General features: G+C 66.9%; 20 protein-coding genes and 2 pseudogenes. 15 read left to right on the top strand and 7 right to left on the bottom strand.

What is annotated here, in order from left to right:
- Positions 1-170 precede the first annotated feature (170 nt).
- Positions 171-1970, top strand: coding sequence for a 2-succinyl-5-enolpyruvyl-6-hydroxy-3-cyclohexene-1-carboxylic-acid synthase (gene menD / locus ASF98_RS13640; RefSeq protein ID WP_200939366.1), 1800 nt, complete (start codon positions 171-173; stop codon positions 1968-1970).
- A 179-nt stretch (positions 1971-2149) separates the two neighbouring features.
- A complete protein-coding gene (locus ASF98_RS13635; RefSeq protein WP_055802681.1) occupies positions 2150-3124 on the top strand; it encodes a type IV toxin-antitoxin system AbiEi family antitoxin domain-containing protein in 975 nt (324 codons plus the stop codon).
- Between the two features lie 160 nt (positions 3125-3284).
- Here ASF98_RS13635 and ASF98_RS13630 read toward each other — a convergent pair whose 3' ends face one another.
- The 4 genes from ASF98_RS13630 to ASF98_RS13615 form a co-directional block, all read right to left on the bottom strand.
- Complete coding sequence (locus tag ASF98_RS13630) at positions 3285-4097, bottom strand: amino acid ABC transporter ATP-binding protein (RefSeq protein WP_055802679.1); 813 nt, start codon at positions 4095-4097, stop codon at positions 3285-3287.
- Between the two features lie 11 nt (positions 4098-4108).
- On the bottom strand, positions 4109-4900 hold the full coding sequence (locus tag ASF98_RS13625; RefSeq protein ID WP_055802677.1) for an amino acid ABC transporter permease: 792 nt from the start codon (positions 4898-4900) through the stop codon (positions 4109-4111).
- A 94-nt stretch (positions 4901-4994) separates the two neighbouring features.
- Entirely contained in the window at positions 4995-5798 is an 804-nt protein-coding gene (locus ASF98_RS13620) for an ABC transporter substrate-binding protein (protein WP_055802675.1), read from the bottom strand.
- Positions 5799-5985: 187 nt separating this feature from the next.
- The gene (locus tag ASF98_RS13615) at positions 5986-7419 is read right to left on the bottom strand and encodes an isochorismate synthase (RefSeq protein WP_055802673.1); all 1434 of its coding nucleotides are present in this window, start codon (positions 7417-7419) and stop codon (positions 5986-5988) included.
- A gap of 131 nt (positions 7420-7550) precedes the next feature.
- On the opposite strand from ASF98_RS13615, the gene ASF98_RS13610 reads away from it, so the two are divergent.
- From ASF98_RS13610 to ASF98_RS13595, 4 genes are all read left to right on the top strand, one after another.
- Complete coding sequence (locus ASF98_RS13610) at positions 7551-8324, top strand: demethylmenaquinone methyltransferase (RefSeq protein ID WP_235505927.1); 774 nt, start codon at positions 7551-7553, stop codon at positions 8322-8324.
- Positions 8325-8335: 11 nt separating this feature from the next.
- Positions 8336-9670: a geranylgeranyl reductase family protein gene (locus tag ASF98_RS13605; protein WP_156372408.1), complete on the top strand. Its 1335-nt coding sequence runs from the start codon at positions 8336-8338 to the stop codon at positions 9668-9670.
- Positions 9671-9679: 9 nt separating this feature from the next.
- Positions 9680-10783, top strand: a complete 1104-nt coding sequence (locus ASF98_RS13600; RefSeq protein ID WP_055802669.1) for a polyprenyl synthetase family protein — start codon at positions 9680-9682, stop codon at positions 10781-10783.
- 421 nt (positions 10784-11204) lie between these two features.
- Entirely contained in the window at positions 11205-12044 is an 840-nt protein-coding gene (locus ASF98_RS13595; RefSeq protein ID WP_055802667.1) for an endonuclease domain-containing protein, read from the top strand.
- Positions 12045-12183: 139 nt separating this feature from the next.
- On the opposite strand, the gene ASF98_RS13590 is transcribed toward ASF98_RS13595, so the two are convergent.
- Positions 12184-12609, bottom strand: a complete 426-nt coding sequence (locus ASF98_RS13590; protein WP_055802665.1) for a hypothetical protein — start codon at positions 12607-12609, stop codon at positions 12184-12186.
- A 14-nt stretch (positions 12610-12623) separates the two neighbouring features.
- Complete coding sequence (locus tag ASF98_RS13585) at positions 12624-13295, bottom strand: trimeric intracellular cation channel family protein (RefSeq protein ID WP_055802661.1); 672 nt, start codon at positions 13293-13295, stop codon at positions 12624-12626.
- Between the two features lie 61 nt (positions 13296-13356).
- On the opposite strand from ASF98_RS13585, the pseudogene ASF98_RS13580 reads away from it, so the two are divergent.
- The 6 genes and pseudogenes from ASF98_RS13580 (at position 13357) to ASF98_RS13555 (ending at position 20338) form a co-directional block, all read left to right on the top strand.
- A pseudogene (locus tag ASF98_RS13580) lies at positions 13357-14139 on the top strand (sirohydrochlorin chelatase).
- Positions 14140-14193: 54 nt separating this feature from the next.
- The gene (locus tag ASF98_RS13575; protein WP_055802657.1) at positions 14194-15939 is read left to right on the top strand and encodes a nitrite/sulfite reductase; all 1746 of its coding nucleotides are present in this window, start codon (positions 14194-14196) and stop codon (positions 15937-15939) included.
- A complete protein-coding gene (locus ASF98_RS13570) occupies positions 15936-16715 on the top strand; it encodes a phosphoadenylyl-sulfate reductase (protein WP_082506843.1) in 780 nt (259 codons plus the stop codon). Before ASF98_RS13575 ends, ASF98_RS13570 begins: the two co-directional genes overlap by 4 nt.
- Positions 16712-17734, top strand: a complete 1023-nt coding sequence (cysD, locus tag ASF98_RS13565) for a sulfate adenylyltransferase subunit CysD (RefSeq protein ID WP_235505926.1) — start codon at positions 16712-16714, stop codon at positions 17732-17734. The genes ASF98_RS13570 and cysD overlap by 4 nt, the downstream gene beginning before the upstream one ends.
- Positions 17734-19155, top strand: coding sequence for a sulfate adenylyltransferase subunit 1 (locus ASF98_RS13560; RefSeq protein WP_055802655.1), 1422 nt, complete (start codon positions 17734-17736; stop codon positions 19153-19155). Before cysD ends, ASF98_RS13560 begins: the two co-directional genes overlap by 1 nt.
- A gap of 172 nt (positions 19156-19327) precedes the next feature.
- Positions 19328-20338: a GTP pyrophosphokinase gene (locus ASF98_RS13555; protein WP_055802651.1), complete on the top strand. Its 1011-nt coding sequence runs from the start codon at positions 19328-19330 to the stop codon at positions 20336-20338.
- 6 nt (positions 20339-20344) lie between these two features.
- On the opposite strand, the gene ASF98_RS13550 is transcribed toward ASF98_RS13555, so the two are convergent.
- Positions 20345-20686 (bottom strand): GYD domain-containing protein, encoded by a 342-nt coding sequence (locus tag ASF98_RS13550; RefSeq protein WP_055802649.1) that lies wholly within the window; start codon positions 20684-20686, stop codon positions 20345-20347.
- Positions 20687-20892: 206 nt separating this feature from the next.
- Here ASF98_RS13550 and ASF98_RS13545 point away from each other — a divergent pair, with 206 nt between their 5' ends.
- The 3 genes and pseudogenes from ASF98_RS13545 to ASF98_RS13535 all read left to right on the top strand — a co-directional run.
- On the top strand, positions 20893-22059 hold the full coding sequence (locus ASF98_RS13545) for an RtcB family protein (protein WP_055802647.1): 1167 nt from the start codon (positions 20893-20895) through the stop codon (positions 22057-22059).
- Positions 22060-22092: 33 nt separating this feature from the next.
- Positions 22093-23409: pseudogene (locus tag ASF98_RS13540) on the top strand (aspartate aminotransferase family protein); the annotation flags it as partial.
- Positions 23410-23532: 123 nt separating this feature from the next.
- The coding region (locus ASF98_RS13535; protein WP_162242332.1) for an ABC transporter substrate-binding protein at positions 23533-23970 on the top strand (438 nt) is incomplete at its 3' end.

Raw genomic sequence — 23970 nt, 5'->3', positions numbered from 1 at the left:
CGCCTTTTGACGACCCTCTCTCACTTCCTGCGCGCCTTTTGGCGACCCTCTCTCACTTCCTTGAAGAAAGTGAGAGAGCGTCGGCGTGAGACCGGCATAAAGTGAGAGAGCGTCGGCGTGAGACCGGCAGGAAGTGAGAGAGCGTCCGGGGTTGGTGGCAGACTGGTTTGGTGACTTCTGAGAACCCGCTGGACCCGCTCGATGCCTACACCGCCGCCGAGGATGCCCCCCTCTCCGAAGGCGAGCCCGCAGGCACCCCAACTGAATCGGCAGTAGGCACCCTCACCGCGATCGAGGCCGCCCGGGTGGCTGTCAAAACCCTGCTCGACGGCGGCGTGCGGTACGTGGTGGTCTCGCCCGGTTCGCGGTCGGCACCCATGGCCTACGCCCTCGCCGAGGCCGACGCCGCCGGCCGCGTGGAACTCCTGGTCCGGATCGACGAGCGCTCGGCCGGGTTCACCGGCCTTGGCCTGGCCTTGTCCACGGGAGCGCCGGTTGCGGTGCTCACAACGTCGGGCACCGCCGTCGGGAACCTCATGCCGGCCGTGATGGAAGCCAACCACGCCGCCGTTCCGCTGGTGGTGCTCTCCGCCGACCGGCCCGACGAACTGCGGGGGACCGGTGCCAACCAGACCACGGACCAACTGGACCTCTTCGGCGAACACGTCCGGTTCGCCGTCGACGTCCCCGCCGGCACCGACCCGCAGCGCGCCGTGGAGACCGCCCTCAGCGCGGCCACCGGCGCCTTTGAGGACACCCCGCCCGGACCCGTGCAGCTGAACCTTGCCTTCCGCGATCCGCTGGTTCCGGCAGCTGGCGACCACCTGCCGGAAGCAGCTGGTCCCGGAATCTGGCAGATCGGCCGCGGCCCGGAGCCGCTCACCCTCACGCCCGCTGACGCCGGGCTGGAGGAACGGCGCACCGTGGTGCTCGCAGGGCACGACGCCGGGCCGGTCGCCGAAGCCTTCGCCCGCGCGCACGGCCTGCCGCTGCTGGCCGAGCCGTCCTCCAACTCGCGGTTCGGACCCAACGCCGTGGGCCCCTACCGTCTGCTGCTGGAACACTTCGGCCCGGAGGCCGCGCAGCCAATCGAGCGCGTCGTCCTGTTCGGCAGGCCCACCCTGTCGCGGCCGGTGGCGCAGCTGCTGGCCCGTGCCGATGTCCCCTCGGCCCTCTACCAGCCCGTTCCCGTGGCCTGGTATGAGCCGGGCCGCCGCACAGAGCTCCCGTTGGACAACCTCAGCGACCTCGCCGATTTCTCCGGCCGCGGCTCCGCGGCGTGGCTCGATGCATGGCTTCTGGCCGGTGCCGCCGCCCAGCATGCGCTCGACCAGGCGCTGGCCGACGAGCCGTCCGCCACGGGACCAACGGTGGGCGCACTGGTGTGGAAGCATGCGCGCGGGCAGCTGATGCTGGGCTCCTCCAACGGCATCCGCGATGTGGACCTCGCCGGTCAGCCCACCCAGGAACCGCAAGCCACCGTCTTCGCCAACCGCGGGCTCGCCGGGATCGACGGCACCATCTCCACCGCCACGGGCATCGCGTGGGGCGGCCGGCAGGAAACCACCCTGCTGGTGGGCGACGTCACCTTCCTGCACGACGCCGGCGGCCTCCTCCTGGGCTTCGCCGAAAACGACCCTCTGCTGCGCATCGTGGTCCTCAACGACGGCGGCGGGGCGATCTTCAACCTCCTGGAGCACGGCGCCGTGCAGGAATCCGGTGCGTACGGGAACGCCGTTGAACGGCTCTTCGGTACCCCGCACAGAGTCAACATCGCGGCACTCGCCGCAGCGTACGGCGTCGAACATTGCTCGGTAAGTACGACGGCGGAACTCGCCGAAGCGCTTACCGCGCCGCGGCAGGGCCGCAGCATTATTGAGGTCCGCACGGACCGGCAGGGCCTCCGGGAGCTGCACGGCCGGATCAAGGCCGCAGTGGGAGACGCAGTGCGGGGTGTGCTGGCTCCGTAGCCCGCGACGCGCTTCCGGCCTGGCGACGCGCAAATGGATCTGCGACACGCAAATGTGCTCCCGCGCCCCGCATAACCCGCGCGCCGGGACATCTGCGCGTCGAAAAGGTGCCACGAGGGTTCTCCACATACGAGCACACGTCCCTGGTGCCTGCGGCATGTTCCTGACAGCTTGGAAGCATGCCGGACCTTCCGACCCTCCTCCTTGCCCGTGACTGCGGACTGCACGGGCTTACTGCCAAGGACCTGGCGAAGCGGGTGCGGTGCGGCGCCCTGGTGAGGATCCGCCATGGTGTGTACACGGACGGGGCAGCCTGGCGGGAGCTGAAAGACTGGCAAAAGTACCGGCTGCAGATCCGCGCGGCGGGTGAGATGTTCGAAAAGCCCACCATTTTTGCCAGGCATTCCGCGGCAAGTGTGTGGGGAGTTCCCACCATTGGCGCCGCCCACTCTGTTCAGGCACTGGCACTAACGAACGACGGCGGGAGGTCGCGGGCGGGGGTCAGGCGCCACTTCGCGGCACCGTCCAGCTTGGAAGTAGTACGGCGGGACGGGCTGCTGGTCACGTCCCGGGTCCGCACAGTCCTGGATCTGGCTGCGTTCACCCCGTTCGCCGAGGCTGTGGTCCCGCTGGATCATGTACTTCGGCCGGACGCTGCCGCACAGCTGCCAGCCCTTAGCAAAGACGAGCTCAGGGCGGGAATCGGATCAATCTATAGCGCGGCCAGACAGCGCAGGATCCACGCGGCGCTGAACTTCGCTGATGCCCGGGCCGGTTCCGCGGGGGAGTCCTACAGCCGCTCGCTCCTTCACCTTGCAGGATTTGAAGTGCCGGTCCTCCAGCAGGAACTTCGGGATGAGCAGGGTTTGATTGGTTACACCGACTTCTCTTGGAAGCGGGCCAACGTGGTTGGTGAGTTTGACGGCGAGGAGAAGTACCTCAAACCGGAGTATCTCAGGGGGCGTACGCCGTCCCAGGTCGTGGTCGAAGAAAAGTACCGCGAGGACCGGATCCGCGCCATCGGGTTCACCGTCGTCCGGTGGGTGTGGGCCGATCTGATGCAGCCGGGCCGGCTGGAACTCAAGCTGGCGGCGGCCGGGGTGCCCCGCCGTCGTGCCCGTTCAGCCGCTTTCGACGCGCAAAAGGTCCCGTGACGCCCAAATGCCCTGGCGCACCCGGAATTCCAGGTGCGCCAGGGCATTTGCGCGTCGAAAGGCACAGGCCGCGTCGAAACCGACCCGAACCCGGCCCGAACCCGGCCCGAAACCGGCCCGAAACCGAACCGGGTCCGGCCCGAAACCGCGACCGAAGAGCCTACTTTGAGATGTCGATGTGGGTCGGGTCCAGCACGCGCTTCAGGAATTCCTTGGTGCGGGACTGCGTGGGGGCGCTAATGACCTGCTCGGCCACGCCTTCCTCCACGACGACGCCGCCGTCCATGAACACCACGCGGTCGGCCACTTCGCGGGCGAAGCCCATCTCGTGCGTCACCACCAGCATGGTCATGCCCTCCTTGGCCAGGTTCCGCATGACGGACAGGACGTCGCCCACCGTCTCCGGGTCCAGGGCCGAGGTGGGCTCGTCGAACAGCATGAGCTCGGGGTCCATGCTCAGCGCGCGGGCAATGGCCACGCGCTGCTGCTGGCCGCCGGAGAGCTGGTCCGGGAATCGGTCGGCCAGATGGCCCAGGCCTACGCGTTCCAGGTTGGCGTGTGCCACTTTGTCCGCCTCGGCCTGCCCGCGCTTGAGCACCTTGGTCTGCGCGATGGTGCAGTTCTGCAGGGCGTTCAGGTGCGGGAACAGGTTGAACTGCTGGAACACCATGCCCACCTTGCGGCGCATCTTGTCGATGTCCACGTCCGGGTCGGTGGCCTCGAAGCCGCCCACATGGATGGTGCCCTCGTTGGGCTCCTCGAGGAGGTTCACGCAGCGCAGGAGGGTGGACTTGCCGGAGCCGGACGGGCCGATCAGGCAGACAACCTCGCCGGGGGCAACGTCCAGGCTGATGCCCTTGAGGACTTCGTTGGAGCCGTAGGACTTGCGGAGGTCCTTGAGGGAGACTCCGGCGGCTTTCACGGCGGCACCGCGGGTGCCCGCGTTGCCTGAGGGATGTACGACGTCGTTCATGACTGTCCTGCCTATCGCTTCGTCCGCGCGGAGCGGCTTTCGAACTTCCGGGCCAAGAGGCTCAGCGGGATGGTGATCACCAGGTAGAAGGCGCCGGCCACGAGGAGCGGGGTGAGCCCTGCGCCGAGGCTGGAGATGCCATCGCGGCCGAACTTGGTGAGCTCGTACTGCGAGGCGGTGAGGCCCAGCACGTAGATCAGCGAGGAATCCTTGGTCAGGAGGATGACCTCGTTGGTCAGCGGCGGCAGCACGATCCGGAATGCCTGCGGGATCACGATGGACACCATGGCCCGCCACTGCGGCATGCCTAGCGACCGGGCGGCTTCGAGCTGTCCCTTGGGCACGGCCTGCAGGCCGGCGCGGAGGGTTTCTGCGATGTAGGCCGCGGCCACCATGCCAAGCGAAATCATCACCACGATGGTCACGTTCCACTGCACGCCGAACGCGAGCGGAACGCCGTAGCCGAAGGCGATGAACACCAGCAGTGCGGGGATGCCGCGGAAGAACTCGATGTAGCCGGTGGCGATCCAGCGGTAGAGCGGGAAGCTGGAGAGCTTCATGAGTGCCAGCAGCAGCCCGCCGGACAGGCCCACGATGAAGCCCAGGGCCGTGTAGATCAGGGTGTTCTTAAGGCCCGACAGGAAGATGTCCGGGAACATCGGGCCGATCTTGCCGAAGTTGAAGACGCTGGTGCCGATGGTCTTCCAGTCCGTGGCCAAAATCAGCGCGGCCACAGCCACAACGAAGATTCCGGCCTGGACGTACAGGCTGACTTTGGCTCGTTGACGTGCGGTCATTGCCATGGTGTTCTCACATTCGTTTTGCGCAGTTGAGGCCCCGTACGGACTCTCGTCCAGCGGTACGGGGCCTCAACTGCGTCGGTCTCAGGCCGGGGTGCTACTTGGCGGCTTCGCCGAACCAGGTGGTCTCGTACTTCTTCAGGGAGCCGTCGTCGGTCAGGCGCTTGAGGGTGGAGTTGACCTGGTCAGCCATGGCGGTGTTGCCCTTCTTGATGGCGATGCCCAGCTTCTCGCCCGTGGCGTAGTTCTCCACGCGCTTGTACTTGGAGTCATCCTTGATGGCGTAGCCAAGCACGGACTGGTTGCCCAGCGCGGCGTCGATGGTGCCGGCCTTGAGTGCCTGGACCAGGAGTCCGGTGTCTTCAAACTGCTGCGCGTCGAGGCCCTTGTCCTTGGCGTACTGGGCGCCGGTGGTGGCCTGCTGCACGCCCACCTTCTTGCCTTTGGCGCCGTCGATGTTCGTGATACCTGAAGCCTCAGTGGCCACCAGGGTCAGATCGTCGTTGAGGTACGGGTCGGAGAAGTCCATGACGGCCTTGCGGGTGTCCGTGATGGAGACCGAGGAGATCGAGACGTCGCAGCCGGTCAGGGCAGTACCCGTTTCAATGGCTTCGAAGGAGCTGTCCACGACGCTGAGCTCGGCCTTCAGGTCCTTGGCGACCTCGGCGGCGATGTCCATGTCGAAGCCGACGATCTTGCCGTCCTTCTGGAATTCGAACGGCTCGTAGGGAACGTCGGAGCAGACGGTCAGCTTGCCGGCGTTGATGAGCTGGACGCCGCCCGCGGACGACGCAGCGGGGGTGGAGCTGCCGCCGCAGGCCGTGAGGGAGAGGGCGCCGACGGCGAGGATTGCGGCTGCTTTGGCGGCCAGCTTTGCCGTGGCGGAGGACATGGGCTGCATAGTTTCTTACCTTTTGTTGCAGGGGTATGCGTGACTAAAACGGCTTATAGTGTATCGCCGAATAAGAGATGTGCATCACAGAAAACTTAGTTTCACTATTGGATAACTAATACCGAGGCTAGCGCAAGACCCCACGCCGCAGCATTGTCTGTAATCCCGGACTTCGGCCCAGGCCTTCCCCGTGGCTCTAGCTCTTGATGCCCAGCGACTCGAGCATCGGCCGGAACTTGGCCCAGGTCTCCGCGAGCTCGGCCTCGGGATGGGAGCCTTCCACGATGCCGCAGCCGGCATAGAGCCGCACGGTGTCCGGCGCCTCGACGACGGCGCCGCGCAGCGCGATGCCCCATTCGCCGTTCCCCGCCGCATCCAGCCAGCCCACCGGACCGGCGTACGGTCCGCGATCCATGTGCTCCAGCTTGCGGATCAGCGCCCCGGCCACAGTGGTGGGGGTTCCGCAGACCGCCGCCGTGGGGTGCAGCGCGTTGATGAGGGCGAGGCAGGTGGGCACGTGTCCCTCCACCTCGGTCAGCTCGGCTTTCACATCCGAGGCCAGGTGCCACACGTTGGGCAGCTCCAGGATGAACGGTTCGCTGTGCGCGTTCATCGCCTCGGAAAACGGCGCCAGCTGCGTGGTGAGCGACTGGATCGCGATCTCGTGTTCGTGCCGCTGTTTCTCGGACCCGGCCAGCACGCGCTCGGCGAATTCCAGCGGCGAGCCGTCCATTCCCTCGGCGTCGCGCCGGTCCAGGGTTCCGGCAAGAACCCGGGCCTGCGCCGTGCGTCCCTCCACCTGGATCAGCATTTCCGGGGTTGAACCTACCAGGCCGTCGACGCCGTAGGTCCAGCATTCGCGGTACCTGACGGCCAGCTGGCGGAGGATCTCGGCGGCATTCACGCCTTCGGGAATTGTGGCCACAATGTCCCGCGCCAGCACCAGTTTCTCCAGTTTGCCGGTGCGGATCTCGGCGACGCCGGCCGTCACTGCCGCCATCCAGTCATGCTCGCTGAGCGATCCGGTTTCAAGTTTAGGTACGACGTCGGCGCCCAGGTTCGCGGCACTGCCGCCGCCGGGACGGCCGCCGGACGCGGAACTGCCGGCCGGGGGGAGTCCGACGGCGGCAGTCAGGTCCTCGGGTCCGTCGCCCGGAGCGTCGAGCGGGTCGGCGTCGAGCGGGTCGGCGTCAAGCCAGCGCTCCAGGGCGGCGAGGGCGCCCGCTTCGGTGAGTTCGCCGTCGTCGAACGTTAACTGGGTGAGCCAGGCGCGGCCGTCCCGGACCCCCACCACGACTTCGGGAACAATCAGCCGGGAGCGGTGCGTGGACACCTTGGAGAACGCGAAGGAGCCGAAGGCCACGGGACCGGTGCCGGGGCAGTCCACGGAGTCGGTGACGTCCGCCTCGAGGACCAGGTGCCGCCACCAGATGTCGGCCTCGAGGAAACGCTCGGGCCCGGTGGCAGTGAAGCGGGCGATTTCGCCGAAGCCCACCAGCCCGGCTTCGCGGCGGGTCCAGCAGAGGACGTCGTCCCGTACCAGAAATGACGGCAGCCCCCCGGAGAATGATCTTCCATCCAGGGGGACTGTCAGTGTCTTAATAGTGCCGGTGCGGAGCGTGCTCGTCATGATGAGATAACAGTACTCCCGAGTGTGGCCGGCACCCTGTTGACCCCCGCCGCCGCGCTGCCGGTGCGGCCGCCGCCGCGCTGCCCGGGCCCCGGTTCGTGGGTCCGCCCAACATTTGAGACAATGTCATGGTGAACCGAGCATCCTTGGATAAGCGTCCGGACGAAGTAGCCACGATGTTTGACGACGTCGCCCCCAAATACGACGTCGTGAACGATGTCCTGTCCATGGGACAGACGCGCCGCTGGCGCCGGGTAGTCGTCGAAGCAATGGACGTGAAGGCCGGCCAGCGCGTGCTGGACCTCGCCGCCGGAACGGGCACCTCCAGCGAGCCCTACGCGGACGCGGGGATCGACGTCATCGCCTGCGACTTCTCCCTGGGAATGCTCAAAGTGGGCAAACGCCGCCGCCCCGACATTGACTTCATCGCCGGTGACGCCACCCGCCTGCCGTTCGCTGACAACAGCTTCGACGCCACCACCATCTCCTTCGGTCTGCGCAACGTCAACGAGCCCAAGAAGGCCCTGGCGGAAATGCTGCGCGTCACCAAGCCCGGCGGCAAGCTGGTCATCGCCGAGTTCTCCCAGCCCGTGATTCCCCTGTGGCGCACCATGTACACCGAATACCTGATGCGCGCGCTGCCCGCCATCGCCGTGAAGGTCTCCTCCAACCCGGACGCGTACGTCTATCTGGCCGAGTCCATCCGCGCCTGGCCGGACCAGGACCACCTGGCCGGCTGGCTGCAGGAATCCGGCTGGGAAAAGGTCACCTACCGCAACCTCAGCGGCGGCATCGTGGCCGTGCACCGCGCGCACAAGCCACTGTCCGGCAGTGCCTCGGCCATCGCCAACCACACCGGCCCCGTGGCCAAGCTCCGCCGCAACATCACCCGGCCCGCGGGCTAGCCGAACCTGCCGTGAACGTACTGATCGTCGGCGCCGGCCCCGCAGGGTCCACAGCCGCCTACTACCTCGCCAAGGCCGGCATCCCCGTCACGGTGCTGGAGAAAACCAGGTTCCCGCGCGAGAAGGTCTGCGGTGACGGGCTCACTCCCCGCGCCGTCCGCGAGATCCAGAAGCTCGGCCTCCCGCACTCCGAGGAGGCCGGCTGGCGCCGCAACAAGGGCCTTCGGCTGATCGCCGGCGGCCGCACCATTGAGCTGCCCTGGCCGGAAGTCTCCGACTTCCCCACATATGGCCTGATCCGCACCCGCCTGGGCTTCGACGAGGAACTGGCCCGCCATGCCCAGGCTGCCGGGGCCACCATCCTCGAAGGGCACAGCGTCACCGAAGCCCTGCGCGCGCCGGACGGCCGAGTCATCGGCGCCCGCGCGGCCCTCCTTGACGAGTCCGGACGCAAGACGGGCGAGACGCGCGACTTCCATGCCGACGTCGTACTGGCAGCAGACGGAAACTCGTCCCGAACCGCCGTGTCCACGGGCATCCAGAAGCGCGACGACCGCCCGCTCGGCGTCGCCGTACGCACCTACTTCACCAGCCCGCGCCACGACGACGACTGGATGGAAGGCTGGCTGGAGCTCCCCGGCCGGGACGGCGGACTCCTCCCCGGCTACGGCTGGGTGTTCGGCGTGGGCGACGGCACCTCCAACGTGGGCCTGGGCATCCTGAACTCCTCCGCGGAATTCGGCAAGCTCGACTACAAACAGGTCCTGCGCGAATGGACAGCCGGCATGCCCGCCGAATGGGGCTTCACGCCGGAAAACCAGGTGGGCGAGATCCGCGGCGCCGCCCTGCCCATGGGCTTCAACCGCACCCCGCACTACTATCCCGGCCTGCTGCTCCTGGGCGACGCCGGCGGCATGGTGTCCCCGTTCAACGGCGAGGGCATCTCCTACGCGATGGAATCCGCCCGCTTTGCGGCCGAATACGTCATCGACGCCAGCACCTGGCAGAGCCGCTACGCCAAGTGGACACACGACGACGCCGACCTCCACTTCAAGGGGTACGCGGACTATGTGCGCGGCCAGTGGGGGAGCCACTTCACCCTGGGCCGCGCGTTCGCCTCGGTGATCGGCAAGCCGTCGGTGATGAAGCTCGCGCTCCGGACGGGCATGCCGCTGCCCGCCCTCATGAAGTTCGTAGTCCGGCTGATGGCCAACGTCACGGATGAATCAGCCAAGGGATTCGAGGACAGGGTGATCAGGCTCCTGGAGGCCCTGGTGCCTGCCACGTCCAACACCACCCTGTCCCCGTCCAGCTACACCTCCGCGGTTTCCGCAACAAAAAGTTAGGGTTAACCCGTGACGAACTCTGCCAAGCACAGCTGGACCCACGCCGGACACGGCCTGCCGGACGCCAGGGAGCCCGAGCCCAGCACCACCGCCATCGCCACCGGGCTCCAGCTGCCCGCCGGTTTTGCCGCCATCGCGGAAGACCCGGAGCTGGGCCCCGCCCTCACCACCAACCTTGCCCGGGTGGAAAAGAAGCTCCGCGAGGCCATTGCCAACTCCGATCCGCTGGCTGACGCGACGTCGCGCCACCTGGTGGAAGCCGGCGGCAAGCGCATCCGCCCGCTGCTGGCCCTGCTCTGCGCCCACCTCGGTGACGCCTCGCGCCCGGCCGTGGTGCAGGCTGCCGTGGTGGTCGAGCTGACGCACCTGGCCACCCTGTACCACGACGACGTGATGGACTCGGCCCCGTTCCGCCGCGGCGCGCCCACCGCCCACGAGGTCTGGGGAAACTCCGTGGCCGTCCTCACCGGCGACTTGATTTTTGCCCGCGCGTCCATCCTGGTGTCCGAGCTCGGCTCGCGCGCGCTGGGAATCCAGGCCCGCACCTTCGAACGGCTGTGCCTGGGCCAGCTGCACGAGACCGTGGGACCCCGCCCCGACGAGGACCCCGTGGAGCACTACCTGTCCGTCATCGCGGACAAGACCGGTTCCCTGGTGGCTGCCTCCGGCCAGCTCGGCGCCATCTTCTCCGGTGCCGACGAAGCCTACGAGCCGCTGCTGGTGGAGTACGGCGAGAAGATCGGTGTGGCCTTCCAGCTGGCCGACGACGTCATCGATGTCACCGGCATCAAGGTCAAGTCCGGCAAGTCCCCGGGCACGGACCTGCGCGAAGGCGTGCCCACGCTGCCGGTCCTGCTCCTGCGCAACGCCGCCGCCGAAGGTGACCAGTCCGCCGTCGAACTTTTGAAGCTGATCGACGGCGACCTCTCCTCGGATGAGGCACTCGCTGCCGCCGTGGCCGGCCTGCGGGACCACCGGGTTACTGCGGAATCGTGGGTTGTGGCGCGCGCCTGGGCCGATGAAGCCATCGCCGCGCTGGCGCCGCTGCCTGAAGGCGTGGTCAAGTCCTCGCTCACCAGCTTCGCCCTGGCCGTGGTGGACCGCGCGAGCTAATACCCGCTGGCCTCACTAAGGCCTCTTGGGCTCCCGGCGTTAAACTCGCGGCCTTAAAACGGTATGGCCCCGGTTCTCTGCAGCAATACGAGTCATACGCTGCGTCGAACCGGGGCCATTTCTCCGTTCGCATCAGATCCACCGGAGGCATTTAGTGGATCCGTGAATAAGTCTATGACAGCTTTGTCACGAATGCGAGCCGGAGTGTTAATCGGCGTGTCACAGTTCTTTGGCTGAACCTGGCTGCTCCCTGGCTGTCCCGTCGTGACCCTGTATCGCTGACTTCCTCGACCACAGCGCCTACGCCACGGCGTGTTGCAGGCCAATGGCGTCGAAACCAGGTCGGCACGGCGGCTGAAGGTTGTCCACATAGCCTTGCCACGGGATGTTGCAGCCTGAATGCCGGACCCACGCTGGCTTGATGGACCTCCTCACATTTCTGCGGCTTCGGGGTGGTGCGGCCAAACGAAGTCAGCTGGTGGCCTCCGGCTTCCAGCGGGTGGAGCTTGAGGCCGCGGTGACAACGGGCCTGCTGTTCCGTCCGTTGCGGGGCGTCTACTCGACAGGAACCGCGGACGACGGCGTGGTGGCCGCTTTTCGGTCAAACGGACTGCTCACGTGTATCTCGGCCGCCGCCCATTACAACCTCTGGACGCTGCACCCGGCACAGGCATTTCACCTGAGCTGCGGGAACGGAGTCCCCAAGCCGGGTGTGGTGGATCATTCACCCTGCACCCACCCCAAGCATCCGTCGCTACCGGTGGCCGGACTCGCTGACGTGCTGCTGCATGCCCTGAGGTGCCTGCCCGAGTTGGATGCGTTGGTGATGGTGCAATGCGCCGCCCAGCGCGGGGACATCACGGGCGAGTTCCTTCTGAAGAAGCTGCCGGGGAAACGAAACGGCAGGGCACGCGCCGTGCTGGGTCTCCTGATTCCCAGGGCGGACTCAATACTGGAAATATTGGCCCACACGCATTTTGTCCGTGCGGGCCTCAAAGTTCGCATGCATGTTGAACTGCCCGGCGTCGGTGAAGTCGACTGCCTCGTGGACGATTGGCTGGTGGTGGAACTCGACGGAGCGTCCCATTTTGAACCTCGACAGATCAAGAAGGACAATCGCCGGAGCAGGGCCAGCATCCTGGGCGGCCGGCTGACCCTCCGCTACTACTACGACGACGTGGTGCACAATCCCCAAGCCATGGTGGAGGAGATCCGCGCCATACTGCGCCTTCACGCCGATGGCGGGTTCGCGCCATGGTGAGCCGCCACGCCGTCGTGACCTTGTTTACGGCAGCCAGCCGCCGGACACGCCCGGATTCCGGCGTGGCGCCGGGCTCCGGGGTTGAAACAAGGTCACGACGGCGACGGTGGCCGCCACCGGAGCGGCGGAACCAGGGACCCTAGTCCTCTTCGCCCTCGAACGCCCACTCGAACATGTCGAACACGAACTCGGAGAACGTGCCTTCTTCGCTCTTCCACTGGCCGCGGGCGTTGTTGCGGCGGTACACGATGGGGTCCGGGACGCCGAGGTCGCCCACGCGGAAACCCCAGGTGAACTGTTCTTCCTCGTCCTCAAGGAACATGAGGAAGCCTTCGTCATCAACTTCGAGTTCCTCGGGGTCCCAGAAGTAGTGGTAGGCCTCCATGAGGTCTTCGCAGCCGCCTACTGCCTGGTAGAACTCCCGCAGGACCAAGGGGACCTGGAACTGGTGCTCGGACAGGGCCTCGTCGAGCTCTTCGGGGGACAGCCCGTCCTCTTCCTGCCATTCGTCTTCGAGATACTTCGGAACAAGCGCGCGGAACTTCTCGAGGAACATGTCAGTCATGGTTCTTATCCTAGCTAATCGCGGCCGCCCTTTTCCGCCGTCCCCAGGCCCAGCCGGTGCCACCCCCGGACGGCCAGCGGAACGTACCAGGAACGGCGCCAGGCCGTCACCCGGAAGGCGAATACGACGGCGGCGACGGTGCCGGCCGTGAGCGCGTTGAAGGAACCCGAAACCCACAGGATGGTGGTGAGCGCCGACCCGGTGAACGCGGGGAGCGCATAGAGGTCCTTGGGGTCGAAGAGCTGGGGCACCTCATTGGCAGTGATGTCGCGCAGGAGGCCGCCGCCCACCGCCGTCGTGACCCCCAGCAGCACCGCCGCCACCGGGTTCATCCCGGCGGAGAGTGCCTTCAGCGTGCCGGTGATGCAGAACAGTGCCAGCCCGCCGGCGTCGAACAGGATGAGCAGCGACGTGTAGCGCTGGACGCTGGAAAACAGGAAGTACACCAGCACGGTGGCCAGCAGCGGGGGAGCCAGGTACGCCGGGTTGGTGAACGCCGCGGGAGGGCCGCTGTTGAGGATGATGTCGCGGATGACGCCGCCGCCCAGGGACACCAGGGAGGCGAGCAGCAGGGACCCGAGGATGTCGAACTGCTTCCGCGCCGCCAGCAGGGATCCGGAGACCGCGAAGAAGAAGACGCCGGCCAGATCCAGCCATACCTGAACGGCGTCGAATGAGATGGTCAATGGGCGTCCCGGTCAGTGTGGAAGGGGCGGATGGGGCTGCTCCAACGTTACGCTAGCCCCTATGAATAGCCCCATCATGATCGCCTGTGCCCACGGAACGTCCAGCCCGCTGGGCGGCGCCGAGGTCAACGGCCTCCGTGCCGACATCAGCTCGCTGCGCCCCGGCCTGGATGTCCGGGAAGCCTATGTGGATGTCCAGGACCCGGACCTGGTGGACGTCATGGCCGGGCTGCCGGAGGGAGAAGCGGCCGTCATCGTGCCGCTGCTGCTCAGCGTGGGCTTCCACACCAAGGTGGACATCGCGAAGGCGGCGCGCAGCAGGGAAGGTTCCAGTGCCTCGGAGCCGCTCGGCCCGGACCCCCGGCTGGCGGAGATCCTGGACCAGCGGCTGCGGGAAGCCGGGGCCACCGAGCACGACGCCGTGGTGCTGGCGGCCGCCGGATCCACCAACCCCAAAGCCTCGGTCAGCGTCGAGGAGCTCGCCGAACACCTCCGGGCTCTGCGGGGCAACAGGATTGTTCCTGCCTACGGTGCGGCCGCCAAACCGTCAGTGCCCGACGCCGTCGCCTCCCTCCGTGCCGAATACCCCGGCGGCGAGGGGCAGGGACGGGTGATCATCGCCTCCTACCTGCTGGCCCACGGCTTCTTCCACGACCAGTTGGCCAAGGCCGAAGCGGACATCGTCACGGAGCCGCTGCTGCCGTCCCGGCTCATGGCTCAGATCGCGCTGGACCGTTATGACGCCGCCGTCGCAGCGGGTGCTTAAAAGCCCCCGGACCAAGCACAGGCCCCGGGCTACTTCAAGGCTTCCCGGCGATTCATGACGAAATATTTCCCTAGGTGACCTCGCGTTTCTGACCCTTTGTGACGGCTTTCCGGTGGGACCTACAGTCGATGCATGACTGATACAGCTCTAGCCGGAGCGTCCGCGGACTCCGCTGCCGCCAAGCGACCCGCACGCGCCAACCGACCGGCAGCGAAGCCGCACGGCCAGTGGAAGGTGGACGGCACCACGCCGCTCAACGCCAACGAAACCTGGAAGCAGGAGGACGACGGCCTTAACGTCCGCGAGCGTATCGAGTCCATCTACTCCAAGGACGGCTTCGACTCCATTCCGGGCCAGGACCTGCACGGCCGCTTCCGCTGGTGGGGCCTCTACACGCAGCGCAAGCCCGGGATCGACGGCGGCAAGACCGCCACGCTGGAGCCGCACGAGCTCGAGGACAAGTACTTCATGCTCCGCGTGAGGATCGACGGCGGTGCGCTCACCACCGAGCAGCTGCGCGTCATCGGCCAGATCTCCGTCGACTTCGCCCGGGACTCCGCGGACCTCACTGACCGCCAGAACATCCAGCTGCACTGGATCCGTGTGGAGGACATCCCCGAGATCTGGCGCCGCCTCGAAAGTAACGGCCTGTCCACCACCGAAGCCTGCGGCGACGTTCCCCGCGTCATCCTCGGCTCGCCGGTGGCCGGCATCGCCAAGGACGAGATCATTGACCCCACCCCGCTCATCGCCGAGCTGGGGGAGCGATTCATCGGCAACCCGCTGCTGTCCAACCTGCCGCGCAAGTACAAGACCGCCATCACCGGCCACCCCAGCCAGGACGTGGTGCACGAGATCAACGACTTCGCCCTCGTGGGCGTCAAGCACCCCGAACTCGGCATTGGCTACGACCTCTGGGCCGGGGGCGCGCTGTCCACCAACCCCATGCTGGGCAAGCGCCTCGGCGCGTTCGTCACGCCTGAGCAGGCTGCCGACGTGTGGCTCGGCGTCACCAGCATCTTCCGCGACTACGGCTACCGCCGCATGCGCACCAAGGCGCGCCTGAAGTTCCTGATGGCCGACTGGGGTCCGGAAAAGTTCCGCCAGATCCTCGAGGACGAATACCTCGGCTACAAGCTGGCTGACGGCCCCGCCGCGCCCAAGCCGTCCACACCGGGCGACCACGTGGGCGTGCACGAACAGAAGGACGGCAAGTTCTTCATCGGCGCCACACCCATTGCCGGCCGGCTCTCCGGCGCGCAGCTGGTGAAGCTGGCTGACACCCTCGAAGCCCGAGGCTCCTACCGACTGCGCACCACCCCGCACCAGAAGCTCGTGGTGCTGGACGTGCCCAAGGACGAGGTTGAACCGCTGGTGGCCGAGCTCGACGCCCTGGGCCTCTCCGCCCGGCCGTCCGTGTTCCGCCGCGGCACCATCGCCTGCACCGGCATCGAATACTGCAAGCTGGCCATCGTGGAAACCAAGATGACCGCCGCCACCGCCGTGGCCGAGCTGGAACGCCGCCTCGCGGACCTCGCCGAGAGCGGCCAGCTGCCCCACGCCCTGTCCCTGCACATCAACGGCTGCCCCAACTCCTGCGCCCGCATCCAGACCGCGGACATCGGGCTCAAGGGCATGATGCTGCCAACCCCCGACGGCGACCCCACCCCCGGCTTCCAGGTCCACCTGGGCGGCGGGCTGGCTTCCTCCACCCGCGAAGAGGCTGGCCTCGGACGCACCGTCCGCGGCCTGAAGGTCTACGTCGAGGACCTGCCGGACTACGTCGAGCGCGTCGTCCGTAAGTTCGTGGCCGAGCACACCGAAGGCCAGACTTTCGCCGAGTGGGCCCACGCAGCAGATGAGGAGGACCTGCAATGAGCAAGCACGCACTTGGAGTAGACCCGGTGGTTGAGCCCGCCGAAACCCCGGTCTCGACAAGCTCGACCGCCGCAACCCTCCGCTCCCACGACGAGCTCAAAGCACTGGCCGAGGCGGGCGCTGCCGAGCTCGGCTGGGACGCTCCGGCCCGCGACGTCATCGCCTGGGTTGCCCGGAACTTCGACCTGCCCGCCGTCGCCGTGGCCTGCTCCATGGCCGACGCCGTGCTGCCTGCACTGGTCGCCGACCAGCTTCCCGGCGTCGACGTACTGTTCCTGGAAACCGGCTACCACTTCCCGGAAACCTACGCCACGCGCGACGAGGTTGCCGCAAACCTCCGCGTCAATGTGGTGGATGTCCTCCCGGAGAACACGGTCGAGCAGCAGGACCGACTCCTCGGCAAGGACCTCTTTGCACGGGACGCCGCCCAGTGCTGCGCCCTCCGCAAGGTGGCCCCGCTGCGCCGCACGCTCGCCGGCTACGAACTGTGGTTCACCGGCGTGCGCCGCGACGAAGCCCCCACCCGCACCAACACCCCGCTGATCACCTGGGACGAAACCAACGGCCTGGTCAAGGTCAACCCGGTGGCAGCGTGGAGCTTCGACCAGCTGGTGCAGTACTCCGACGACAACCTCCTTCCCGTCAACCCGCTGCTTTCACAGGGCTACCCGTCCATTGGCTGCCAGCCCTGCACCCGCAAGGTAGCGCCCGGCGATGACCCCCGCGCCGGCCGCTGGGCAGGAACCGACAAGACAGAATGCGGACTACACGTATGAGCATCGAAACCACCAACGAGGACCTGGAGCTGTCTGTGCTGGAACTTGACGCTGATTCTCCGAAAGCGGCGCATCGCGCGAGCGAGGAACGAGCGAGTGTGTCTAAGCCGCGTGGAGAAGCAGTGGCAAGGCTCTCCAGCCTGGACACCCTCGAGTCCGAGGCCATCCACATCATCCGCGAGGTAGTGGCCGAGTTCGAGAAGCCTGCGCTGCTGTTCTCCGGCGGCAAGGACTCCGTGGTCATGCTGCACCTCGCCACCAAGGCGTTCTGGCCGGGCAAGGTTCCCTTCCCCGTGCTGCACGTCGACACCGGACACAACTTTCCCGAGGTCATCGACTTCCGCGACCGCACTGTTGAGCGCCTTGGCCTGAAGCTGGTTGTCGGCTCGGTCCAGGAATTCATCGATTCAGGCGAACTGGCCGAGCGTGCCGACGGCACCCGCAACCCGCTGCAGACCGTCCCGCTGCTGGACGCGATCCAGCGCAACAAGTTCGACGCCGTCTTCGGTGGCGGCCGCCGCGACGAGGACAAGGCCCGCGCCAAGGAGCGCATCCTGAGCCTCCGCGACGAATTCGGCCAGTGGGACCCGCGCAACCAGCGTCCCGAGCTGTGGAACCTGTACAACGGCCGCCACACCGTGGGCCAGCACGTGCGCGCGTTCCCCATCAGCAACTGGACCGAGCTGGATGTGTGGCGCTACATCGAGCGCGAAAACATCGAGCTGCCCGGCCTGTACTACGCCCATGACCGCGAGGTCTTTGCCCGCGACGGCATGTGGCGCGCAGTGGGCGAAGTGTCCCAGCCGCGCCCCGACGAGGAAGTCATCACCAAGACCGTCCGTTACCGGACCGTGGGCGACATGTCCTGCACCGGCGCTGTTGAGTCAGCCGCCGCCACGGTGCGCGACGTCGTCATCGAAGTTGCCGCCTCCACCATCACCGAACGTGGCGCCACCCGTGCGGATGACCGCATCTCCGAGGCCGCCATGGAAGACCGCAAGAAGGATGGCTATTTCTAATGAGCACCGAAATCGATACAGCCCGCGCGGCAGCCCTTCTTGACGACGCACCGCTCGCGCATGCCTCGCTGTTCCGCTTCGCCACCGCCGGATCTGTCGACGACGGCAAGTCCACCCTGGTGGGCCGCCTCCTGCACGACTCCAAGGCAATCCTGGCCGACCAGCTCGACGCCGTTGCCCGCACGTCCGCAGACCGCGGCTTCGGCGGCTCGGCAGGCGGCATCGACCTGGCCCTCCTGACCGACGGCCTCCGCGCCGAGCGCGAGCAGGGCATCACCATCGACGTCGCCTACCGCTACTTCGCCACGGACCGCCGCAGCTTCATCCTGGCCGACTGCCCCGGGCACGTGCAGTACACCAAGAACACCGTGACCGGCGCGTCCACCGCGGATGCCGTCGTCGTACTCATCGACGCCCGCAAGGGTGTCCTGGAGCAGACCCGCCGTCACTTGTCCGTGCTGCAGCTGCTGCGCGTGGCCCATGTGATTGTGGCCGTGAACAAGATCGACCTGGTGGACTTCAGCGAGTCCGTGTTCCGCGAGATCGAAGCCGACGTGCAGCAGGTGGGCCGCGAGCTGGGCCTCGGTTCCGACGGGATCACCGACCTGCTGGTGGTTCCGGTGTCCGCGCTCGACGGCGACAACGTGGTGGAGCGCTCGGAGCGCACCCCCTGGTACACCGGGCCCGCGCTGCTCGAGGTGCTCGAGACCCTGCCCGCCGCCGACGAACTGGAAAGCCACCTGGAGAGCTTCCGCTTCCCCGTGCAGCTGGTCATCCGGCCGCAGGGGGCATTGGCTCCCGACGCGGTTGCCGGCGGACTCGACGTCGAGGCTTACCGCGACTACCGCGCGTACGCCGGGCAGATCACTGAAGGCTCGGTGAAGGTGGGCGACAAGGTCAGCGTGCTGACCCCCGGCCAGGACCCGCGCACCACCACCGTGACGGGCATCGACTTCGCGGGCGCCGAGCTCACCGAAGCCGTGGCACCGCAGTCCGTGGCGCTGCGCCTGGCAGACGAGTTCGACGTCGCCCGCGGTGACACCATCGCCGCCGCAGGCACCGTCCGCGAAGCCTCGGCAGACCTCTACGCCGCGCTGTGCTGGCTGTCCCCGAAGCCGCTCCGCGAAGGCGCCAAGGTGCTGGTCAAGCACGGCACCCGGACCGTGCAGGCCCTGGTCCGCAGCGTCAGCGGCAAACTGGACCTCGCCACGTTCAAGCTGGAGGGCGCGTCCAGCCTGGAACTCAACGACATCGGCCACGCGCAGCTCCGGCTCGCCGCCCCGCTGCCGCTGGAAAACTACCTGCACCACCGCCGCACCGGTGCTTTCCTGGTGATTGATCCGCTGGACGGCAACACCCTGGCCGCCGGCCTGGTCAACGACCACCCGGGCGACCACGAGGATGAGCGTTACTCGATCTGATTCCTGCAGCACGAAACAGCGGCTTGTTCGCCAAACTTGACCCTCGAGGACAGGTTCTGCGAACAGGCCGCTGTTTTTGTCCGGAGGACCCGGAGCCCGGCAGTAGCTGAAAATCGCTGCCTTGGATACTCTGCTGGGTAGATGCGCTGCGCGACGATCTGAGGGGGACCGGTTGGAAGATCATGATTCCGTTGTTGCCAGCTCCCTGGAGCAATACAGTGCGCTGCTGCCCCGGCTGAATGCGGCTTCCGATGCCATCGGGCATGCCATCCGCGCCCGGCTCCGCGACGACGGCCTCAACCACCACACCGTGCAGGCCCGCGTCAAGGACCCCGGTTCGGTCAAGGGAAAGCTGGACCGGCTCACTGCCGACGGCAGATTCAAGTATGAACACGGACTCGAGCAGCTCGACGACCTCATCGGTGTCCGGGTGATTATGTTCCTCGAACCCGACATCGCGGACGTTGCAACGGCACTCAAGGGGCAGTTCAACTGCCGCGAGGACGATGACAAAACAAGCTCCCAGCGGCGCAACGGCCAGATCGGCTACGCCGGCCGGCACCTGATCCTGGAAGTCCCCGCCGAGAACGTTCCCGTGGGCTGCCAGCCGTTCATCGGGGATCGCTTCGAAGTCCAAATCCGCACCGTGCTGCAGCATGCATGGGCTGCCTTCGAGCATGACATCCGCTACAAGAGCCTCGCGGAGGCCAACGCGGAAGTGGACCGCGCGTTCACCATGGCCTCAACCCTCATCGAACTCGCGGACGCCCAGTTCTCGGCGATCAACGACATCGTCAAACGCCGTCAGGCCGAAAGCACGGCCGAGTTCGCCGCCAACCCCGCCGCAACCGAGCTCACCGGGGACATCCTCCAGGACATGCTGGCCCGGTTGCTCTCCGAACACCCCAGGAGCCAGGCCCGGCAGTACGGCTGGCTGGGGGACCTGCTTGCCGCCAACGGTGTGCGGACAGTGGCCGATGCCGAGGAGCTCTTCGGCACCGCCGACTGGTCCGGGGTGGCCAAGAGAATGGACTACAAGTTCCCCGCCGGCCACGTCCGGATCGCCGACGACTTCCTGCTGAAGACCTGGGGCGTGGACTACATTGCGCGCACCAAATCCCTGGGGGACGACCCCAAGCGGGAGGCGAAACTGACGTACCGGCTGGAGCGTATGCAGGACTGAGGCCCTTTATGGATCCATTCCTCCGGTGCCGGGACGCCGGTACCTGATTTGATCGGCCTTGCGAAGGGCTTCCAGTGTTTCGTCGACGCTCAGAAGCACCGTCGTTTCGAATGAGCTGAGCGCGCCGCCTCCGCTGATCGCCAGTGCAACCGCGGCCATGGACACATTGTCCGGTGCCTCCCACAAGTTGTAGCCGTCGTGCGAGCCGAAGGCGTACCAGAAGCCGTGGAGCTTGCCGCCGACGGATTCGATGTATGTCTTGGCGGCCTTCCTGCGGTCCTCGGGATTGCTGATCAGTTTGGCCCAGGTGTCCGGTGTGTAGCTGAACCTCGACAGGTAGAGCGGCATCGTCTCGTCCTTTCCTCTTGGCGGGTGGCTGGTTGTGCCGGTGGCTGGCGGCGGGCTGTGCCGGCAGTGCCGGTCCAGCAAGGATGGCAGTCCGCCGCCCGGTCCGGCAATGGCTGCCGGGATCCCCTCCCATGAGTCGCCACGGGGGTGTTGACACAGCCGGGCCGCGGCCTTACTTTCGCCGTATCCCGCCGGGAGGGAAGATCGTGGAACGCATCAACAGCCGGCTCATCAACTGGGCTTCCATCCTGGACGCACAGACGCGGGAGCAGGCCGTGAGAACGTCCCGGCTGCCCTTCATTTATCCGCATCTGGCGCTGATGCCGGACGCCCACCTGGGAAAGGGCGCCACTGTGGGCTCCGTCATCCCCACCCTGGGCGCCGTGATTCCGGCTGCGGTGGGGGTGGACATCGGCTGCGGCATGATTGCCGTCAGGACGCAGTACTTCCTCAACGACCTCCCACCGGACCGGAAACGCCTGCGGGAGGCCATCGAGAACGTCATCCCGCTTTCGGCCGGACACAACAACCGCAGGGTCATGGCCACGGCCGAACCACGCATCGCGGAGCTGAGGAAGCAGGCTGCCAAGGCCAGGTTTGATCCCGGCCAGTACGTCCCGAAGTGGGAGCTCCAGCTTGGCTCGCTGGGATCAGGCAACCATTTCATCGAGGTCTGCGCGGACGAGACGGATGCCATCTGGCTGTTCCTGCACTCCGGTTCCCGCGGTGTGGGCAACAAGATTGCGCAGCACCACATCAGCGTCGCGCAGCGCCTCACGCGGGAGAAACGCATCGCGCTTCCCGACGCCGACCTCGCCTACCTGGAAGAGGGCACGGCCGAGTTCAGGCGGTACATCGAGGAACTGCACTGGGCCCAGCAGTTCGCCCTGCTGAACCGTGAGGAAATGATGGACCGCGTGATCAGCCAGTTCGGCAACTGGACGGGCGGAAAGGTGCTGGAACGGGAACGGATCAACTGCCACCACAACTTCACCCGGCAGGAGACGCACTACGGCAAGTCCGTCTGGGTGTCCCGGAAGGGGGCCATCAAAGCCGAGCGCGGCGATCCCGGACTCATTCCCGGCTCCATGGGAACGGCGTCGTATGTAGTGGCCGGGCTTGGCAACCGCGTGGCGCTGAATTCCTCGCCGCACGGTGCAGGCCGGGAGTACTCACGGACAGCGGCGCGTAAGGCGTTCTCCCTTGCTGAGCTGAAAAAGGCCATGCAGGGGATTGAGTTCCGTGCCACGGAAGCTTTCATCGACGAGATTCCGGCGGCGTACAAGCCCATTGACGTCGTCATGCGCGACGCGCAGGACTTGGTGAGGATCGGCCACAGGCTCCGGCAGCTCGTCAACGTCAAAGGCGACTGAACCCGGGCAGTCCAACGAAGAGAAACGGAGGATGTCATGAATCCCGACGACCTGGTCTTCCACCCCTGGGTGGTGCAGGGGCCGCGCGACGTGCCCACCCTGGTCGGTGGTTCCGGGAGCTATGTGATCGACGACACCGGACGGCGCTACCTGGACTTCAGCTCGCAACTGGTGTTCACCAACCTCGGCCACCAGCATCCGCGCATCGTGGCTGCGATCAAGGAGCAGGCCGACCGCCTGTGCACGCTCGCACCCGGCCACGCGTCCGATGTCCGGAGCGAGGCAGCGCGGCTGATTGTGGAGGTCGCACCGAAGGGCCTCGGGCACGTGCTGTTCACCACCGGCGGGACGGAGGCCATCGAGCATGCGGTCCGGATGGCGCGGCTCTACACCGGACGGCCCAAAGTTCTGGCGGCCTACCGTTCGTACCACGGCTCGACGGCGGCCTCCATCCACCTCACCGGCGATCCGCGCCGCTGGGCCTCGGACACGGGCTCGGCCGGTGCCGTCCACTTCTTCGGGCCCTTCCTGTACCGGTCGGCGTTCGGGTCGAGCACCCCGGAGGAGGAATCGGAGCGGGCACTCGCCCACCTCGAACAGGTCATCCTCCTGGAAGGCCCGTCGACGATCGCAGGCCTGGTCCTGGAATCTGTGATCGGCAGCTCGGGCGTCATCGTGCCACCGGCCGGCTACCTGCGGGGGGTTCGCGAGCTGTGCGACCGCCACGGCATCGTCTACATCGCGGACGAGGTCATGGTCGGTTTCGGACGCACGGGAGCCTGGTTCGGCGTCGACCACGACGGCGTGGCACCCGACTTGATGGCGTTTGCGAAGGGCGTGAACTCCGGATACGTGCCGCTGGGCGGCGTGCTCGTGGGGGATGCGGTCTACGAGATGTTCACCAAGCGCCCGTACCCGGCGGGCCTGACCTACAGCGGCCACCCGCTCGCCTGCGCAGCCGCCGTCGGCGCCATCAATGCCATGCACGAGGAGGACACAGTCGCAGCAGCTGCCCGCCTCGGCGCGGACGTCCTGGGGCCAGGGCTCAGGGCGCTCGCCGACAAGCACGGGTCCGTCGGGGACGTCCGCGGCATCGGCGGCCTCTGGTCCCTCGAACTGGTCCGCGACCGGCAGACCAAAGAGCCGCTTGTGCCGGCCGGGGCCACTGGTACGGCGAACGCACCGATGGTCTCGGTCGTCAAGGCGTGCCTTGTGCGCGGCCTGTTGCCGCTGGTCCTGGGCAACCGGGTCCATGTGGCGCCTCCGCTCAACGTGGACCGCTCCGACGCCGCCGCGGGCCTTGCCATTCTTGATGATGCCCTTGCGGCAGCCGACGCCTACGTCGCCTAGCCGTGCTGCCTGAGGGCGTCCGAATGTGACGCTAGATGAACCCGCGTGACCCCCCGTTTCCGCTTCATTGAACGGGTTTATGTCACTCCCTATGGTGAAACAATGACAAGTCCCCAGCCCGGAATGATTCGCATCGTGGCAGGAGAGAGCAACAACCCGAAGCGCAAGCGCGCCGTGGAGGTCCTGGTTGCCCTCGGCCTGGTGCTGCTCATTGCCGCCGGTGCCGTGGTGGCGTCAACCCTGTCCCGTGATTCCTCAGCCCAGGCAGCGGCCCCCGCTCCGACGCCTGCTGCTGAGTTGAAGCTGGGCTATTTCGGCAACGTCACCCACGCCCCGGCGCTGGTGGGCGTGAAGCAGGGCTTCATCGCCAAGAGCCTGGGTGAGACCAAGCTGAGCACGCAGGTGTTCAACGCCGGCCCGGCCGCGATCGAGGCGCTGAATGCCGGCGCGATCGATGCGACGTACATCGGCCCGAACCCGGCGATCAACTCGTTCGTGAAGAGCAAGGGCGAGTCCGTCAGCATCATCGCCGGCGCCGCTGCAGGCGGCGCGCAGCTGGTG

It is taken from the genome of Arthrobacter sp. Leaf337 (assembly GCF_001423745.1).
GTDB lineage: Bacteria > Actinomycetota > Actinomycetes > Actinomycetales > Micrococcaceae > Arthrobacter.
The sequence above is the reverse complement of the archived record's forward strand: the minus strand, read 5'-3'. Positions and strand labels throughout refer to the sequence as shown.